The sequence below is a fragment of the Corynebacterium sp. CMW7794 genome (genome assembly GCF_001563605.1).
Taxonomy (GTDB): Bacteria; Actinomycetota; Actinomycetes; order Mycobacteriales; family Mycobacteriaceae; genus Corynebacterium; species Corynebacterium phoceense.
This window is the reverse complement of record NZ_KQ961731.1, coordinates 14,825-31,666: the sequence shown is the minus strand read 5'-3', so window position 1 is coordinate 31,666 and position 16,842 is coordinate 14,825. Positions and strand designations below refer to the sequence as shown.

Sequence of the window (16,842 nt, the reverse complement as noted above, 5' to 3'; positions counted from 1 at the left end):
CCAGTGTTTTCTTCGCGCTACTTCTGGTTGCCAGAGTCTTCCTCCGCGACGCTGTCAGTCGCGGCGGTATCCTCCCCCATCGCCTCGACAACGTCCTGGATATCCGCGTGCCCACGCTCACGTGCTTCTTCTTCGGAGATGTACTCACCCTCCTCGTAGTCGTAGGGGATGGGCGTGCCTTCCTCGTCCGTGCGCACGTACCACTCGGTGGCTTCTTCCGAGGTGGAGTCGAAATCGGCGCCGGCCGCGTACTCCGAGTCAGGCTCGGTGGGCTCGACGGCAAGCGCGAAGTCGTCGCCGTGCTCGCGCACGCCTTGAACCACGGCGTTGGCAAGTGCGTGTTCCTCGTAAGACTGGCGAATGACGGCTGGATCAAAGCGCAGCTCACGAATGAGAGCGACGACCATGAGCACGATGATGAACGCGAACGGCAACGCCGTGACGGTGATGAAGTTCTGCAGGCCCTGCAGCGCCTGCTGGCCACCGGCGACGAGGATAACGACGGCGATGCCCGCCATACACGCCACCCAGAAGATGGTCACCCATTTCTTGGGATGTGGGTTGCCCCGCTGCGAAAGCTGGGAGTTCACCAGGGACGCGGAGTCCGCCGTCGTAATGAAGAAGACGGCGAGCATGACGACGACCACCGGTGCGATGAACTGCGCGCCCGGCAGGTGGTCGAGCACGATAAAGAAGATCTCCGCCGCAGCCGGCATGGAGTCCGCCGTGCCATCCGGCGCGATGGTGCCCTGCGTGCGCTGTATCCACATGGTCGTACCGCCCAGAATGGTAAACGCCGCAACGATGATAAACGACGGGATAAACAGCACGCCGAAGACGTACTGACGGATGGTGCGCCCGCGCGAAATCTTCGCCACGAACACGCCCACGAAGGGCGACCAGGACACCCACCAAGCCCAGTAGAAGGTGGTCCAGCTCGACAGGAACTCCTGCATGTCCTCGCCCTGGCCCATATTCGCACTGAGCATTTCCGGAGACTTGGAGATGTACTCGATGATCGTCGCGGGCAGCACGTTGGCGAGGAACGCGGTAGGGCCGACAATAAAGAAGAACAGAGCGAGGACGAGCGCGAGTGCCAGGTTGATATTAGATAACCAGCGCACGCCCTTGGCAACGCCGGACACGGCGGAGATGATGGTGCCAATGGACAAGACAACGATGATGCCGATGGCGAGCGCGTTGCCCGTCGGTGACCACCCAGAGACGACTGTGACGCCCTGGGAGATCTGCATGGCGCCGATGCCCAGGGAGGCCGCGGTACCGAAGAGCGTGGCGATAATAGCCAGACCATCAATGATGCGGCCCTGCCACGAGTCTGTGGATTTCGCACCGAACAGCGGCATGAGGATGGAGCTCATGAGCGGCACGCGTCCGCGCCGATAGGACACGTACGCGACGGCGAGGCCGACCACGGCGTAGATGGCCCACGCGTTGATGCCCCAGTGCATGGCAGCCTGGGCGAGCGAACCCATGATTGCTTCTTCCGATGCCGCCTCATAAGCGCCCGGCCGCGGCGAGAGGTAGTACGTGAGCGGCTCGAACGGACCGAAGAAGATGATGCCGATGCCGATCCCGGCACCGAAGAGCATCGCCGCCCAGCTCACCGTCGAGTATTCGACGTCCTCGCCGTCGACGCCAAGCGGGATGCGCCCGTACTTCGACACCGCGAGGTAGAGCAGGAAGAACAAGAGTCCGGCGGCGAGCGTGGTGAAGACCCACCCGAAGTTGTGCATGACCCAGGTCAGAGCCGTAGACGAGATGTCAAAGACCTGTTGTGGCTTGGCCACACCCCAGACGACGAAGGCGATGATGAGGCCACCCACGACGAAGAGGATGGGTTTATCCACGCCGTAGCGCACTTTCTGTGAGTCGATGGACACGCCAGGCACCAGCGCCGGGTGGATATTGTGCGGATAAATGATGTCTTTGAGAATCCGCTTGGCGGTGCGCGTGCGGCTGCGGTCCGCCACGGTGGGCTCCACCGTGGTCGCTGGTTTCAGCCCGTGGGCATCGGCCCGCGGGCTGGCGTGCGCGTTGCGTTCAAAGTTCGACGCGCGGTCATCGGCTTGGTCACCGGAGGAATTCGAGACCCCCGAGACGCCGTCAGAATTTTTCTTACTGCTGTCTCTATTCATTGCGTGAAAGCTTTTCCATGATTGGTCTACTAACTCCTTACCCATTCAGGCTAACGAAAATCTGCAGCGCACACACCCAAACGCTGCAGTTTCCCTAAATACAGACACATTGCTTCTGCCCCGAATGCCCGTCCCTGTGGCTCGCGCCCCGAGGCACTCGACGAGTACGAGCTCCAGCGCCTCGCCGAGGCCCGCAACGATGGTCTCCGCGCTGCGCTCATGGCGAGCATCGGGCTCCTCATCGTTACCGGCCTCATCGCGGTCAGCGCCCGCCTCACCGGCTTCATGGACGGCGTCTTCGTCGCGCACATCTACTTCAAGCTCATCTGCGCCCAGCTCGCCTTCGTCCCCTTCACCGTCACCCGCTCCCTCGCCGGAAAAATCAACCGCGACGAGCTCATCTCCTCCGAATAACCTCATCCCGCCTAGTTCAAAGGAAACGACCATGTCACGTCAGACCTTCTTGCACCTTGCACTTGTTTCCCTCGTCCCGCTACTTGTTGCAGTCGCGCTCAATTCCCTCGAGATGGAGTGGGCCGTATATCTCTGAGTCTTTGGCATAATCCTCATGTCAGTGGCGATTGGAGGTCTCCAAAAGACTATTGGCAAAGACAATTCGGATCCCGGTTTCGCTGACGAATACCAGCGTGCACGCATCGATCGCGCGCGCACCCATTCGTTGAGCTTCGCTCTCTTCGTTCTGGGCGGACTTATGGTAGCGCTGCTATTCCTCCCGCTCCTCAATCTCACTGGTTCAGACATCCCGTGGCCAGAAGTACTCCGCTCCGTGGGCATGCTCGCTGGCGTGCTTATGTTTGGAGTCTCGCTAACCCAGCTCGGCACCATCTCGCTGGGCATGAGCGCAGACGAGCGCGCCGACTCTACACCCGCCACTATCTAAAGTCCCGCGACCCCCTTGAGAGCCACTCGGATAATTCGAGTGGCTCGAGTTTGTCCGCGGCCACGGTCACCGCCCCCGAGGCATTCTGCACGATGCCGCGCACGACGAGCGCCCGCGCCGTGCGCGCGAGCGTCTTATGCCGCGCCCACAGCCCGGGCGTCACCATGACGTTGAGCAACCCCGTCTCGTCTTCCAGTCCAAAGAAGGTCACGCCGGACGCGGTCTGCGGCCGCTGGCGGTGCGTGACAATCCCCGCGATCCGCACGCGCGAGCCATCCTCCACACGCTTGAGGTCGCGCGCCGTGAGCACGCCGCGCAGTTCTAGGTTCGCGCGCACGAAATCCATGGGCTGATGGTCAGCCGTCACCCCGGTCGCCGCAATGTCCGTGGCCATGAGCTCGAACGCGCTCATCCCCGGCAGCGACGGCGCCTCAATCGCGGAGAGCCCCGGCAACATCCCGGTGCGTTCCGTCGCGGCCACGCCCGCCTGCCACAGCGCCTGGCGGCGGTCCACGCCGAAGCAATCCAGCGCGCCCGCGGTCGCAAGCGCCTCGACCTGCTCGACATTAAGGTCCGCCCGGCGTGCAAGGTCTGAGATATCCACAAACGCCGCGCTTGCCGATGCCGCCTCCACCCGCTCCGCAGCCTTCCCACCCAAGCCTTTGACCAGGTTGAGGCCCACGCGGATGCCAAAGCCGCTGGCAGAGCCTTCGACCGGCACGACGCGGGCTTCCTTGCCCGACGCATTGACGTCCACCGGCAAGATCGAAATCCCGTGCCGCCGCGCGTCTTGGATCAGCGATTGCGGCGAGTAAAAGCCCATGGGCTGCGCGCGCAGCAGGCCAACGCAGAACTGCGCCGGATAGTAGCGCTTGAACCACGCCGAGAAATAGACGAGCGAGGCGAAAGACTGCGAGTGCGATTCCGGGAAGCCGTAAGCCGCAAACGCCACAATCTTGTTCCACAGCGTGTCCGCGCTCTGCCCCGTGATGCCGTTGGTCTCGCGCAGGCCGGTGTAGAAGCGGTCGCGCAGCGCTGCCATCGTCGCCGGCGAGCGCTTGGAGCCCATCGCGCGGCGTAGGCTGTCGGCCTCCGCACCGGAAAATCCCGCAGCGTCGACAGCAATCTGCATGAGCTGCTCTTGGAACAGCGGAATGCCCAGTGTCTTGCCCAGCGACTTCTCGAGCACCGGGTGCTCATACGTCACCGGCTCAATCCCATCGCGGCGGCGCAGGTACGGGTGCACCGAGCCGCCCTGGATGGGGCCCGGTCGGATGAGCGCCACCTCCACCACGAGGTCAAAGAAGCGCCGCGGTTTCAGGCGCGGCAGCGTGGACAGCTGCGCGCGCGACTCAACCTGGAACACACCCACAGCATCCGCGCGGCAGAGCATGTCGTAGACTTCCCCGTCCGCGAGGTCCAGCTCCCACAGGTTGACCACGCGTCCGGTCGTTTCCTCCACCAGATCGAGCATGTGATGCAGAGCTTCCAGCATGCCCAAGCCCAGTAGGTCGAACTTCACGAGCCCCGCCGCCGCGCAGTCATCCTTATCCCATTGCAGGACCGAGCGAGCTTCCATGCGCGCCCACTCCATGGGCACGACGTCCGAAATCGGCCGGTCGCACAGCACCATGCCACCGGAGTGAATGCCCAGGTGCCGCGGTTGTCCCTTGAATTGTTCCGCAAGCTGCCGCACGTTCTCCGGCGGCTCGCCCTTGCCCTTGGCCCATGCGTCCGCGGTGCCCTGCGGGTAGCCCAGCGCGCGGGCCGCGTCGCGCGTGGCGCCCTTGCGCCGGTACGTAATGACGTTGGCGACCTGCGCCGCGCGCTCGCGCCCGTGTGACTCGTAGACATACTGGATGACTTCTTCGCGCCGCCCTGACTCGATGTCGATATCGATATCGGGCGGGCCGTCACGGTCCGGCGAGAGAAAGCGCTCGAAGAGCAGGCCCGCGGAAATCGGCTCGGCGTTGGTGATGCCCAACGCGAAGCACACTGCGGAATTCGCCGCCGAGCCGCGACCCTGACACAGGATATTCGTCTTCTTACAGAAGTCCACGAGGTCGCAGACGATGAGGAAGTAGCCTGGGAAGCCGAGCTTCTCGATGACCCCCAGCTCATACTCGATCTGCGTCCACGCCCGTTCCCTAATATCGGCGTCACGCGAAGCGTAGCGGACTTCGGCACGTTCCCACGTGAGGTGCTCGAGCCAGGACATCTCCGTGTGCCCCTCCGGCACGCCATAGTCCGGCAGACGCGGGGCGAGCGAGGTCCACGTAAAGGAGCACTCCTCCACCACGCGCAGCGTTTCCGCGAGCAGCTCGGGGCGCCCCGGCAGCAGTTTCGCCATCTGCGCTCCGCCGCGCATCCAGCTCGCCCCCATGGGATGCGCATTAGGCTCCGCCTCGCCCACGGAGTTGCGGCGCGCAAGCGCCCGCTTTGCACCGGCCAGCCGCGCGCGATCGCGGGTCGCCGCCGCGGGCCGCGCCGTCGCGATGGCGCGCAGCCCGGGCCGACGGTCGCGCAGCTCGTCGAGCGCCGCGTGGCGGTCCGCGTCCTCCGGCAGCTGCTCGCAGACATACTCCAAAACCAAGCTGTCTATTTTTATTCTTTCGCTAAAGATATCGAAAGAGTCAATCCACTCGTGGCCCAGAAGATAGAGACATTCCTCCCCCAGATCGTCCAGAATCGCCTCGAGCGGCGGGTAGGCAACCTCGCCTTTTGCGCGCGCATCCATGCGCGCGCGGGCGACGAGTCGACTCAGCCGCCGGTACCCCTCCGGCGTGCGCGCGAGCACCGTGAGCCGCCGACCTTCCGTCGCCACAATCCCCACCGGCCGCGTGCCGCGCGCCGTGTCGCCAGGCGCCCGCTCGACCGAGAGCTCCACGCCATAGACCGCCGGTAAACCCGCCTCCGCTGCGGCTTCCACAAACTTCATAAGGCCATAAAAACCGTCCCTATCCAGGATCGCGAGCCCCGAGAGCCCCAGCTCCAGCGCGCGGGCAACCATATCCTCTGGTTCCGAGGCACCGTCAAGGAAAGAGTAGGACGAAACGGCATGGAGCTCCGCAAAGGCGGGACCCTGCGCGCGGCCCCGCGCGGCGGCATCGGAAGCCCCGGCGAGAGTCACCTCGAGCGCCGAGGGGGCATCGGCAGGCACGGGCGTAGGCCCAGGGCGGCCGGACAGGATGCGCTCCACGCGTGACCACGGCAGCGCCTCGCCTCCATTGAACCTCATGCGCCACATGATATTTCGAAAACTCGTTCCAATCAAAACTTTCCGTTCGTCCGACCCGGGATAGACAAAGCGGTTCGTTCGTTGCTACGTTGAGCAACAGCAAATTACCCCAAGTAAGAAAGTCTCCATCATGTTCCTCCGTCGCGTTCTCGCCACCACCGCCGCCGTGGCCATTTCCGCCACCGGCCTCGCCGCCTGCTCTTCCTCCGATTCGTCGGATTCCGCCTCCGGCGATAACCCCACCATCAAGGTCGGCACGACGGATGCCTCCAAGAAGGCCTGGGCCGCCTTCGAGGACGAAGCTAAGAAGGAAGGCTTCAAGGTCGAAATCCAGAACTTCTCGGATTACACCACCCCGAACCAGGCCCTCGACCAGGGCGCCCTGGATACCAACAACTTCCAGCACCTCAAGTTCCTCTCCGAGTACAACAAGGCCAACGGCACCGACCTCGTGCCGATCGTCGCCACCGAGATCGTTCCGCTCGCCCTGTTCTGGAAGGACCACGACTCCCTCGACGGCATCGAGGGCCAGGAAATCGTTATCCCGAACGACTCCACCAACCAGGGCCGCGCCATCAACGTGCTCGTCCAGGCTGACCTGGTCAAGCTGAAGAAGGAAGGCCTCATTACCCCGGCCATCGCCGATATCGACGAGGGCGCCTCCAAGGTGAAGGTCACCGCCGTCGATGCCGCCCAGACCCCGGCCGCCTACGGCGAGGGCACCCCGGCGATCATCAATAACTCGTTCCTCGACCGCGCCGGCATCGACCCGACGACCTCCGTCTTCCAGGATGACCCAAACTCCGAAGAGGCCGAGCCCTACATCAACGCCTTCGTCGTTCGCGCCGAGGACGCCACCAACGAAAACATCACCAAGCTCGCCGAGGTCTGGCATTCCGATGCCGTCCAGGCAGCCGTCTCCGAGGACTCCAAGGGCACCTCGGTTGAGGTCGAGCGCACCCCGGAGGAGCTCAAGGCCATCGTCGACCGTCTCACTGAGCAGCTCTAGTCCCGACCCCTCTCCCCTTCCCCTTTCACTCCCGCACCCCCGGCTCCCTGCGCACGCACCGGGGGTCGCGCCCCTTTTCACCACCGTCTTCTTGTTAAATACGGTGCAGCAGACGCTGTAGTGACGCTGCAGTCGACATTGTCAGCCGCGTCGGGCACACTCAAAGCCCGACAAGAACACCCATAGTTTGAACCCATAAAGGACCCCACTCGTGACCACATCTTTGCCGCAACGCCACGGCACGCGCGTCGAGTTCCGCAACTTGAGCAAGGTCTTCAAGAACAAGAAGACCGAAACCGCCGCGTTGCAGGACGTCAGCTTCGCCATCGAGCCCGGACAGATCGTTGGCATCATCGGCTACTCCGGTGCCGGTAAGTCCACGCTCGTGCGCATGATCAACGCCCTCGACACGCCCACCTCCGGTGACGTGCTCCTCGACGGCACATCCATCGTGGGCCTGCCGGAGAAGAAGCTGCGCACCATCCGCCGCGACATCGGCATGATCTTCCAGCAGTTCAACCTGCTCACCTCCCGCACCGCGGCAGGCAATATCGAATACCCGCTGCAGCTGGCGGGCATGCCCAAGGCCGAGCGCACCAAGCGCGTCAAGGAACTTCTCGAGTTCGTCGGCTTGGCCGATAAGGGCGGCAACTACCCGGAGCAGCTCTCCGGCGGCCAGAAGCAGCGCGTGGGCATCGCTCGTGCGCTTGCGGTCAACCCCTCCCTGCTGCTCGCAGACGAGGCGACGAGCGCCCTCGACCCCACCACGACGCACGAGGTCCTCGAACTCCTGCGCCGCGTCAACAAGGAACTAGGCATCACCATCGTCGTCATCACTCACGAGATGGAGGTCGTGCGTTCCATCGCGGACCACGTCGTGGTCATGGAAAACGGCCGCGTCGTCGAAAACGGCTCGGTCTACGAGGTTTTCTCGCACCCGCAGACGGACACCGCCGCGAAGTTCGTGTCAACCTCGCTGCGCAATACCCCGGACCTCGTCGAGGCCGATGACCTACTCGCCCACGAGGGACGCCTGTTTACCGTCAACCTCACCGAACACTCCGGATTCTTTACCGCCGCGGCGAAGCTCGCCGAAGCTGGAGTGACCATCGCCATCGTCCACGGCGGCATCACGACGCTGCAGCGGCATTCCTTTGGCAAGGTGACGGTCCGCCTCAACGGCCCCGACGCCGCCATCGAGGAGTTCTACGCCACGCTTGCCCGCACCACCGACATTGAGGAGATTCAGCGATGACCGTCACCACCCTCGCCGCAGACTGGGATCGCCTAGGCGATACCCTCGTCACCGCCATCGTCGACACGCTCATCATGGTCTCCGTCACGCTTCTCGTGGCGGGCATCCTGGGCCTGGCGTTGGGCGTCCTGCTCTATACCACCCGCCCCGGCGGAATCCTGCAAAACAAGTTCATCTATTTCCTCATCAACGTCGCGGTGAACTTCGTCCGCCCTATCCCGTTCATCATTTTGCTGGCCTTCGTCCAGCCGCTCACCGTTGCCGTCATGGGCGGGTCTATCGGCCGTAACCCCGCGACCTTCGTCATGGTCATCGCTGCGACCTTCGCCGTGGCGCGCATCGTCGAGCAAAACCTCATGGCTATTGACCCGGGCGTTATTGAGGCCGCCCGCGCCATGGGGGCGAGCCCCTGGAAGATCATCACTTCCGTCATCGTCCCCGAGGCCCTCGGCCCGCTGGTCCTCGGCTACGCCTTCCTCTTCATCGGCATCATCGACATGTCCGCGATGGCCGGTTACGTGGGCGGCGGCGGCCTGGGTGACTTCGCCATCGTCTACGGTTACCGCTCCTTCGACTGGGAAGTCACCGTCGTCGCGACGCTTATCATCATCGTCATGGTCCAAGCAGCCCAGTTCTTCGGCAACTGGCTCTCCGCCAAGATCATGCGCCGCTAAGTCCCCGCGCATGCGCGTGGCCCCGCCCTCACACGAGGACGGGGCCGCGCTTCGTTCTAGAGCGCCTCTACGGAATCCGCGACCCACGCCTGCGACGTCTTCGGCTCGTCCCCACACGAGGAGACAATCCCGTAAACCTCGCGCTGGGTAAGCGTCACACGCCACGCACGCCCATCCGGGTGGCGCACGGTGACGGCACCCTCGCCGGGGTCTACCACCTCGAGTTCGCCGTAGTGCAGCCCCGTGATCATGGCCGCGACAGCCAGCTCCGCCACCTGCCCGCGCGGGGGCAGCAGGCCGGAGCCGCGATTGGCGGGAACAAACATCTCGCCGCGCAGCGCCGCACGCGTCATCTGGCGCGCCGCCTCCTCATTGAGCCGGCCAAAGGAGTACGCCCACGGCATAAGCAGCAGCGTCGGCGCGAAGCGGTGACCCTTCATATGCGAGGCTTCCCAGACCATCTTGCCGGGGAATTCCTCGTTGAGCGCCGCAGCGAGCGGACGGCCCTTGATAGCGCAGCACTGGTCGCGCTTGGCGTGCGTGCATACCAGCACCAAGGGGGTATCGACAGGCTCGCCGCCATTGCGGCCCGGACCGGTGAGATCCAGGTCGAGCATGTCTTCCGGCTTTTCCAGCAGGAGCAGCTCCATCACCTGCTCCTTCGCCCACACGAGGTAGCAACGGTGCAACTTACCGACGTCACGGCCCTCACGACCTGGCAGGCGAATGAGCTGCAGGCCAGCCTGGCCCTTCATCTTCGCTTTGAGTTGCGCCGTGAGCTCCTCGCCAAACGTGTGGCCGTCCATAATGTCGTGCGACCACCGGCCTGGCTGTTCAAAGAGAACATAGACGGACTCTTGCTTCGCGGTACCGGGCAGCGGCTCCGGATCGCCGTGCAGGTACGCGTCGGAGCACAAGTTGTGCGTGGAAGTCATGTCCCCCAGCATAGCTTTGACAACAATCCGGTTAAGAAATGTGCTTTCTCACGATAGTAATTTTCGCTTTCTCCAGTGAACCTTTACGGTGGAGGAATGCATCCCTCTCAGGCCACTCCGTCCGCCGCACTCGCGTGTGCTCTCGGCGCCGCCTGCGTCCTGGCTCTCACCGCATGCTCCGCCGCTCCCACCAGCACTCCGGCCGCACACGAGGCCTCGTCTGCCAGCACCACGCTGAAGACGATGGCCGCGTCCGCCGAGTCCGGGAATACCGGCGCCGGACTCACTCCCTTGGGAGACGCCAACACCACCCTCAAGACGGAGCGCCCCGGCGCGCCTAGTCAGCTGCTCGTCACCAATATCCGCACGGGCAAGCACGAGGGCTTCGAGCGCGTCGTCTTTGATCTCGAAGGCACCGGCACGCCGGGCTGGTTCATCGACTTTACGGACCGCCCCACGCAGCAGGGCTCCGGCAACACCGTCAAGGTCGACGGCGACGCCGCCCTCAACGTCAACATCGACGGCACCGTCCTCCCCTTCGAGGTAGGCCACGACGACCCCGGCCTGAAGACCACGGACGGCCACGGCGGTTTTATCACCCAAGTCGTCCCCGTCGGCACCTTTGAGGGCCGCTCCCAATTCTTCATCGGACTCAAGGGCCAGCACGCCTACTCCGTGCAGGCTCTCGAAGAACCCACGCGCCTGGTCATCGACATCCTGTCCTAAAAATAGGCCGCCTCCACACGCCACGCCCCGCGCGCGAAGTACAGCAGCCACGCCCGCTGCACCTCCTCGCCGTCGGCTTGTCCCACGAGCTGCAGCCGCGCCACTCGGCTTCCCGGCTCCGCCGTCCACCATTGTGCATCCACGGGCCAGGGCCCTGCCCAGCCCGCCACGCGGTAGACGTACGCGCCCCACTTCGCGGCATAGGGCTCGGCGTTGAGCTCCGCCTCCGCCGTAACGATAACCGGCTCATCTTTCGCGCTCACCAGGTAAAAACGCGAAGCAGGATGGTTCATGCCGCCACCCAGCCGCGCCGGCAGCGGCCCCGGAATCCGGCCCGGCCACGTGCCCCGTGGCGCCGGGTCGCGCGCCTCGCCATAGGGCACGAATTCCACGCGCTCAGCCACGCCGCGCCCGCCCGCCGGCCGCGGGACCAGCACTTTATCCACGCCCAGCTGCGACTGTACGCGCGCCACCGCGCGCCGCACCTGCTCATCGCTCGTCCGCGCGCCAAAGAGCTCACCCGCCTCCGGCGGCGCTACTTCCACCGGAACAAGCTCCAGCCTTCCGATGCCCCCAGCCTCCGCCGCCCGCGCCGTGCTCAGCCACCCATCAAGCTGCCAGCGCACCCGGTTGGCCGTCGCTTCCTCATCCAAGGCATCGCGCGTGCGCCACACGCGTTCCAGGCGCTGGCCGCTCGTGAACTCCGCGACGACCTCGAGGCGCACGCACACGAGTCCCGCCGCGTCGAGCTTGCCATGCAACAAGCTGGCGAGTTGGCGCGCGGCGAATGCAGCGGCATCGACACGCTCGATGGGCTCTTCCGGGGTAAGCCCCACGCGCAGCTCCGTGACCGCCAGCTCCGGCGCGACACGACGGTCGGGCGTGGCTTGCGCGATGGACTGGGCCTTCGCACCCGCCTGTCCAAAGCGCGTGACAACCTGCCCGCGCGGCAGCCCGGCGAGCTCGCCCAAACGTCGCACGCCAAGCTTGCCCAGTTGTTCCACGAGCCGCGCATCCACGCCCAGCGCTGCTTCCGCGATGAGCACGCCCACCGGTTCACCCGCGAGAAACTCCCGCGACTCGCCCGCCGCGACAACCGCGCCGCGCCCGGCATGCCGAGCCGCGATGAGCGCCGTGGCAATCTCGTCCGCCGCGCCCACAAGACAATCCACACCCGCGCGTGCGGTGGCGTCGATGAGCATCTCCAACGCGCGATCTTCCCCACCATGGAACGCACCCGCCGCCGCGAGGTCCACGATCACCAGCCCCGGCCGCAGGATCTCCACCGAGGACGCCACGTCATCGAGCGAGTCCGCAATCGCCCCAAAGACCGCGCCGTCACGCTCCGGGTTTGCATCGAGGACGACCAGCTCCGGGCACACCGCCTGTGCCTGACGCACGCGCATGCCACGCCGCACGCCGGCCCCGCGCGCCGGTCCGTTGCACACCTCGACGTGATGGTTCGCCGCCACCGCCACCGGCCCCGCAACCACGCCCGGCGCCACCTCCTCGTCCAAGTCCGCGGCCTGCACCGGCCAATCCGGAAACCACAGCGCCGCAACACGCATGCCCGCCGCGCGCGAGCCATGCCGCTTTCTGCGCACTGCTGGCGCGCTCATACGAGCTCCAAACGGCGCCGCTGCCCGGCGGTTACGGTGCCGCGCTGCTCGCCCCGCTTCGTCCGCGCCGTCACCGCAAGGTCCACACCGCGAATGCGTCCCGCCCCGCGGCCGATGCCCCGGTAGGTCGTCACCTCACCGCGCAACGTCAACCGCGCGCCCGGCAGGTGCGGGCCTACCGTGACGAGCGCCGCATGCCCCGCACGCAGCTTCGCTAAGATGGGGCGCGCCCGCGTAGGGCTGAGCTCCGCGGCCGCGCCGTGATGGATGACAAGATCGAGACCCTCAACGAGCACGCTCGTGGCCTCCCACGGCTGCGCACCCGGGTCCGGCACCGCGATGATCCGCGCCGCTTCCCCCTCGTCGATCACCCGTGCGAGAGAGAGTTCGGGCCACCCCACAACAGCGGCGAACCCACCCACCCGCGTAACCCGCGCAAGCAGTTCCACTGCGAGCGCCGGACAGTCGTTCAACTCCGTGACCGCACGGCGCTCCAGCCCGCCACCCGGCAACAAGCGCGCCAAATCGCCGCCCACTTCCAGCAGGTCAGCGCCCTCGACCGGCGGTTCCGCGTCGGGCACAGCACGCAGCACGCGAGCCGCCGCACCGCTTCCCGCCAGCGCCGATCCAGACTCCATGGCCGCAACCTGGGCGCGCAAAGCCGCGACGCGGGACGCTTTGTCCTCGCCGAGCTTTCGAACACCTGATCCAGTCACGCAACACAGTTTATTCACCCGCCCGACATGTGCAAACTACTGTTCGAAAAGCATGCTCAGCGTCATGCGGTTCCCCGTTCCTCAGCGCAGAATACACCCATGTTCGACCAGACGCTCACACTCAACGACAATCACACCATCCCCAGCTCGAACTAGGCACCTGACTTATCGATGACGACGCTGTCGTCGAGCCCGTCTACCACGCCATCGCACACGGTTACCGCCACATCGACACCGCACAGGCGTACGGCAACGAGGCGGGTGTAGGCCGTAGCATCGCCCGCGCGAAGAACTTTGTGTCACCACCAAGATCCAGGGCGAGATCAAAGACCACAACACCGCCCTCGCGTCGATTACCGAGTCCCTAAATAAGCTGGGGCTTATCTCCCTGCCCAAGTCCGCGACCACGAGCGCATCGACTCCAACGCCGACGTCGAGTTCGAGATTTCGGACGCCGACATGGAAACCCTCAACAACCTGCCGCCGCTCGAGAACTACGGCGAGGACGGCTTCTTTCCTGTCTTCGACAAGGCCGCCGCTCACCGCGAGGCCTAGTTCACACGCTCAAAGGCGTGCTTCCCGCAACGGGAAGCGCGCCTTTTGCATGCGGTTTTAGAGCGCGTCGTACTCCGCATCCGCGACCGGCTCGAGCCCTTCGTTGGTCGCGCCCTCGACCGGAGCGGAGCTCGCGCACCGGGTGAACGCGGCGAACCTGCGGCATAACCGAGAGCACTTCAATCCTTTCGCGCATCTGCCCGCCGCGGAGCAGGCCATGGTCAACAATTTCATGGTGTCGAGCTCCGTGGGCCTTGACCGGCACTGGGTCACTACAGGCAAGGCGATGCCCCTGCCCAGGCTGCTGAAGCTGTCCGGCCAGTTGCTCGAACATGGCGCCGCGGCGGTCGCACGCCGCTAGGGTTGTACGCATGGATAAAATCGCAGTAGTAACCGGAGCCACCGGCGGCATGGGCCGCGAAATCATCGCGGACTTGGCCCGCACCCACCACGTCTACGCGCTGGGCCGTCGTGCCGAGGCGCTCGAGGGCCTCGACAACATCACGCCCGTCGCCATCGACTTAGTCGCCGATATCGAGGACCTCCCGCTGCCGGAGCTCGAGCGCGTCGACGTCCTCGTCCACGCCGCCGCCCGCGCCGAGCACTTCTCGGTCGACTCGGCCCGCCCCGCGGACTGGCGCGCGCAGATGGATCTCAACGTTCACGCCCCCGCCGAGGTCACCCGCCTGCTCCTGCCTGCTCTGCGCGCAGCGGGCGGTACCGTGGTCTTCATCAACTCGGGCGCGGGCCGTCACTCCTATGCAGACAACGTCATCTATGCCGCAACGAAGCACGCGCTCTACGCCCTCGCGGATGGCCTGCGCCTCGCCGAGCCCGATATTCGCGTCTCCACCGTGGCGCCCGGCCCCACGGACACACCCATGTTGCAGGGCCTGCAGGATTACAACCCGGAACACGTCATCGCGCCGGTCGAGGTCGCCCGCGCCATCCGCGCCGTCGTCGACGCCGGCCCCACGACCCAACTCACCGAGGTCCAGGTCCGCCCGCGCCTCGAGCTCGCGCAGCGCGCCGCCCTCGGCCGCGACTAAATAAGCGCGAGCAGGTCCGCCGCGGTGCGGTCGGTTTCCTGCAGCATGAGCGGGTCTGTGCCCGGCATCGGCGAAATCGTCGTATCCGGCCACTGCGCGTACGTCGGAATGCCCACGACGTGCAGGCGCTCGTCCACCGCGCCGTCCGCGTGCACGGTCCGGCGCTCGTGCGTCGTCTCCGGCGAACCGGTCTCCTGCCCGTCATCCACGAACGGCCGCACGCGCTCCCCCAGCGACAGCGTGAGCGGGTCCGCGCGGTGCCGCACGTCCGGGCCGTGCATCCACGCATCAATGAGCACGCTTGCCGATGCCGCCTTCGTCCCCGCCGTGAGCGTCACCTCACCGTCGGCGAGCGCCAAGGCTGGGCGTGCGCCGAGAAACGTGACCAGCCCGGCATCGACGAGCGCGAGGAGCTCACGCGTACGGAACAGCGGCGGGCCCGAGCCCACCATCTGCCCTAGCGCCATGAACTGGTTGAAGGATCCCGAGCGCGAGTCCCAGCAGAACCGTCCATTCGAGCCTGCGATGGACGAGGGCTTGCGGCCCGCAGAGATCGCCCACAGGCCCGCCTTGAGCGGCGAGCGACGCGCGGCGACGGCCTCCGCGATGTCGCGTTCCATGCCCGTTGCAATATGTGCGGTGAGCTCCTCGCGCGTCATGCCTTCGGTGCCGGCGAGCGGGTAGAACCAGTCGGTAAGAACAAAGGGCTCGGAGGTGGCACGGCCAAGCTTGGCCTCGAGCGCGGCCGGGGTGACCGTCGCGTCGAACTGGTCGACGGGCAGGTCCTCGTCAATGGTCGCGAGAATCTCGGCGAGCGGGACGGTGAGCGCCTCGGGGCGTACCTCGGCGAGCGTGCGGTAGTACTCCGCAAACGCATCGCGCACGAGCGCCGGCCACAGCACTCGGCCAAAGTTGAGCGAGTTGGAGCCCGCCTCCACCTGGTTATCCGCGATGGTCGTACGCAGGCGCTCAAGGTTCGCCTTGGGCGGCAGCGAGTGATACTCGCTCTTCGGCAAGTACGGGTAGCCGCGGCCCGAGGAGACGATAAGGCGCGGCTCGCGGCCGGATGCGATGTAGCGCAGCCCGGCGCGCGCCGAGTCATCCTCAATGAAGCGGCCGCCGCGGTCCATGGTGAGGCGCGCCATGACGTCGAAGAAGCCCATGCCCAAGCCACGCACGAGCACGTCCTCGCCCGCAGGCACGGCGCTCAGGTTCTGCTCCACCGGGTTGGCCGGCGCGACCCACTCAATCTCCGCAGCCGCGAGCGCGCGCTCCTCCGCGTTCAGCGCAGGCGTCGTCCAGCCCGAGGCTATGACGGTTGTCGCGGCTTCAATGCGCGTGCCGTCGGAGAGCTCGATGCCGTCCACGCCGTCGCTCTCAGTCAGGCGCACCGCGCGGGCTGCGTGGCGCTCCACCGTCGCCGTCTCCGGCAGCTCGCCCAGCGCGACCTCGAAGACCCACGCGATGTACTCGCCGTAGAGCGCGCGCGACGGGTTCGACTCCGGCACAGTGGCATCCAGCTCGGCTTTAAATTCATCCGGTACGTGCGCGGGGTAACGCTCCACGAGCGCGGCCTTCGCGGCCGGAATTTCCTCGCCGCGCAGCGCCTGAATCCACTCGAACATCGTAGGGCCTTCAAGCACCGGCGCACCCACCGTGGAGCCCGGCTCGGTAAAGAGCGTCACGGCGCCGGCCAGCGTGTTCATGCACAGCGTACGGGTCTGTTCCGTGTTCCAGATGCGGCCGGAGCCAACCTGAGCGTCATCGATGATGTGGAGCTCCACCGCACGTCCCGCGTAGGCAGGCTCGCGCAGGTAGGCACCCAGGCGCTCGACGAGCGAGACGCCGCGCGGACCCGCGCCCACGATCGCAATCGCCGGAGCGGCGGAAGGAATTTTATTATCAGTCACCTCGTTGACAGTACTACTAGACAGATCAGTATGTAAAGATGAGACAAAATCGTCCACCGTGGTGTACTGTTCACTCTCGTTAAACTTCAACGCTAAAGG

General features: G+C 65.5%; 15 protein-coding genes. 9 read left to right on the top strand and 6 right to left on the bottom strand.

The window, feature by feature from the left end:
• Nucleotides 1-17: 17 nt before the first annotated feature.
• On the bottom strand, nucleotides 18-2,156 hold the full coding sequence (locus tag HMPREF3227_RS04970; protein WP_082723158.1) for a BCCT family transporter: 2,139 nt from the start codon (nucleotides 2,154-2,156) through the stop codon (nucleotides 18-20).
• Nucleotides 2,157-2,375: 219 nt separating this feature from the next.
• Here HMPREF3227_RS04970 and HMPREF3227_RS04965 point away from each other — a divergent pair, with 219 nt between their 5' ends.
• Together HMPREF3227_RS04965 and HMPREF3227_RS04960 are read left to right on the top strand one after the other, a co-directional pair.
• The gene (locus HMPREF3227_RS04965) at nucleotides 2,376-2,570 is read left to right on the top strand and encodes a hypothetical protein (protein WP_066484840.1); all 195 of its coding nucleotides are present in this window, start codon (nucleotides 2,376-2,378) and stop codon (nucleotides 2,568-2,570) included.
• A 160-nt stretch (nucleotides 2,571-2,730) separates the two neighbouring features.
• A complete protein-coding gene (locus tag HMPREF3227_RS04960) occupies nucleotides 2,731-3,057 on the top strand; it encodes a hypothetical protein (protein WP_156452970.1) in 327 nt (108 codons plus the stop codon).
• On the opposite strand, the gene HMPREF3227_RS04955 is transcribed toward HMPREF3227_RS04960, so the two are convergent.
• Nucleotides 3,050-6,295: an error-prone DNA polymerase gene (locus HMPREF3227_RS04955; protein ID WP_066510978.1), complete on the bottom strand. Its 3,246-nt coding sequence runs from the start codon at nucleotides 6,293-6,295 to the stop codon at nucleotides 3,050-3,052. The genes HMPREF3227_RS04960 and HMPREF3227_RS04955 overlap by 8 nt on opposite strands.
• A gap of 130 nt (nucleotides 6,296-6,425) precedes the next feature.
• Here HMPREF3227_RS04955 and HMPREF3227_RS04950 point away from each other — a divergent pair, with 130 nt between their 5' ends.
• From HMPREF3227_RS04950 to HMPREF3227_RS04940, 3 genes are all read left to right on the top strand, one after another.
• Entirely contained in the window at nucleotides 6,426-7,304 is an 879-nt protein-coding gene (locus tag HMPREF3227_RS04950) for a MetQ/NlpA family ABC transporter substrate-binding protein (protein WP_066484834.1), read from the top strand.
• A gap of 211 nt (nucleotides 7,305-7,515) precedes the next feature.
• Nucleotides 7,516-8,559 (top strand): methionine ABC transporter ATP-binding protein, encoded by a 1,044-nt coding sequence (locus tag HMPREF3227_RS04945; RefSeq protein ID WP_231724972.1) that lies wholly within the window; start codon nucleotides 7,516-7,518, stop codon nucleotides 8,557-8,559.
• Nucleotides 8,556-9,233 carry a methionine ABC transporter permease gene (locus HMPREF3227_RS04940; protein WP_066484832.1) on the top strand — a complete coding sequence of 226 codons (678 nt, stop codon included), beginning with the start codon at nucleotides 8,556-8,558 and terminating at the stop codon, nucleotides 9,231-9,233. Before HMPREF3227_RS04945 ends, HMPREF3227_RS04940 begins: the two co-directional genes overlap by 4 nt.
• A 56-nt stretch (nucleotides 9,234-9,289) precedes the next feature.
• Here the strand turns inward: HMPREF3227_RS04940 and HMPREF3227_RS04935 are convergent, their stop codons facing one another.
• Nucleotides 9,290-10,168: a sucrase ferredoxin gene (locus HMPREF3227_RS04935; protein ID WP_066510975.1), complete on the bottom strand. Its 879-nt coding sequence runs from the start codon at nucleotides 10,166-10,168 to the stop codon at nucleotides 9,290-9,292.
• Between the two features lie 96 nt (nucleotides 10,169-10,264).
• Here HMPREF3227_RS04935 and HMPREF3227_RS04930 point away from each other — a divergent pair, with 96 nt between their 5' ends.
• Nucleotides 10,265-10,894, top strand: a complete 630-nt coding sequence (locus tag HMPREF3227_RS04930; protein WP_066484829.1) for an AMIN-like domain-containing (lipo)protein — start codon at nucleotides 10,265-10,267, stop codon at nucleotides 10,892-10,894.
• Here HMPREF3227_RS04930 and HMPREF3227_RS04925 read toward each other — a convergent pair.
• Both HMPREF3227_RS04925 and HMPREF3227_RS13690 read right to left on the bottom strand, forming a co-directional pair.
• Complete coding sequence (locus HMPREF3227_RS04925; protein ID WP_066510769.1) at nucleotides 10,891-12,462, bottom strand: Y-family DNA polymerase; 1,572 nt, start codon at nucleotides 12,460-12,462, stop codon at nucleotides 10,891-10,893. The two genes, HMPREF3227_RS04930 and HMPREF3227_RS04925, sit on opposite strands and share 4 nt — an antisense overlap.
• 47 nt (nucleotides 12,463-12,509) lie before the next feature.
• Nucleotides 12,510-12,914, bottom strand: coding sequence for a hypothetical protein (locus tag HMPREF3227_RS13690; RefSeq protein ID WP_230383985.1), 405 nt, complete (start codon nucleotides 12,912-12,914; stop codon nucleotides 12,510-12,512).
• Between the two features lie 482 nt (nucleotides 12,915-13,396).
• On the opposite strand from HMPREF3227_RS13690, the gene HMPREF3227_RS13985 reads away from it, so the two are divergent.
• From HMPREF3227_RS13985 to HMPREF3227_RS04910, 3 genes are all read left to right on the top strand, one after another.
• On the top strand, nucleotides 13,397-13,597 hold the full coding sequence (locus tag HMPREF3227_RS13985; RefSeq protein ID WP_329601855.1) for an aldo/keto reductase: 201 nt from the start codon (nucleotides 13,397-13,399) through the stop codon (nucleotides 13,595-13,597).
• 290 nt (nucleotides 13,598-13,887) lie between these two features.
• Nucleotides 13,888-14,145 carry a hypothetical protein gene (locus tag HMPREF3227_RS04915; RefSeq protein ID WP_141628582.1) on the top strand — a complete coding sequence of 86 codons (258 nt, stop codon included), beginning with the start codon at nucleotides 13,888-13,890 and terminating at the stop codon, nucleotides 14,143-14,145.
• A gap of 10 nt (nucleotides 14,146-14,155) precedes the next feature.
• Complete coding sequence (locus tag HMPREF3227_RS04910) at nucleotides 14,156-14,833, top strand: SDR family oxidoreductase (protein ID WP_066484822.1); 678 nt, start codon at nucleotides 14,156-14,158, stop codon at nucleotides 14,831-14,833.
• Here HMPREF3227_RS04910 and HMPREF3227_RS04905 read toward each other — a convergent pair.
• Complete coding sequence (locus HMPREF3227_RS04905) at nucleotides 14,830-16,743, bottom strand: FAD/NAD(P)-binding protein (RefSeq protein ID WP_231724970.1); 1,914 nt, start codon at nucleotides 16,741-16,743, stop codon at nucleotides 14,830-14,832. The two genes, HMPREF3227_RS04910 and HMPREF3227_RS04905, sit on opposite strands and share 4 nt — an antisense overlap.
• Between the last annotated feature and the right edge of the window lie 99 nt (nucleotides 16,744-16,842).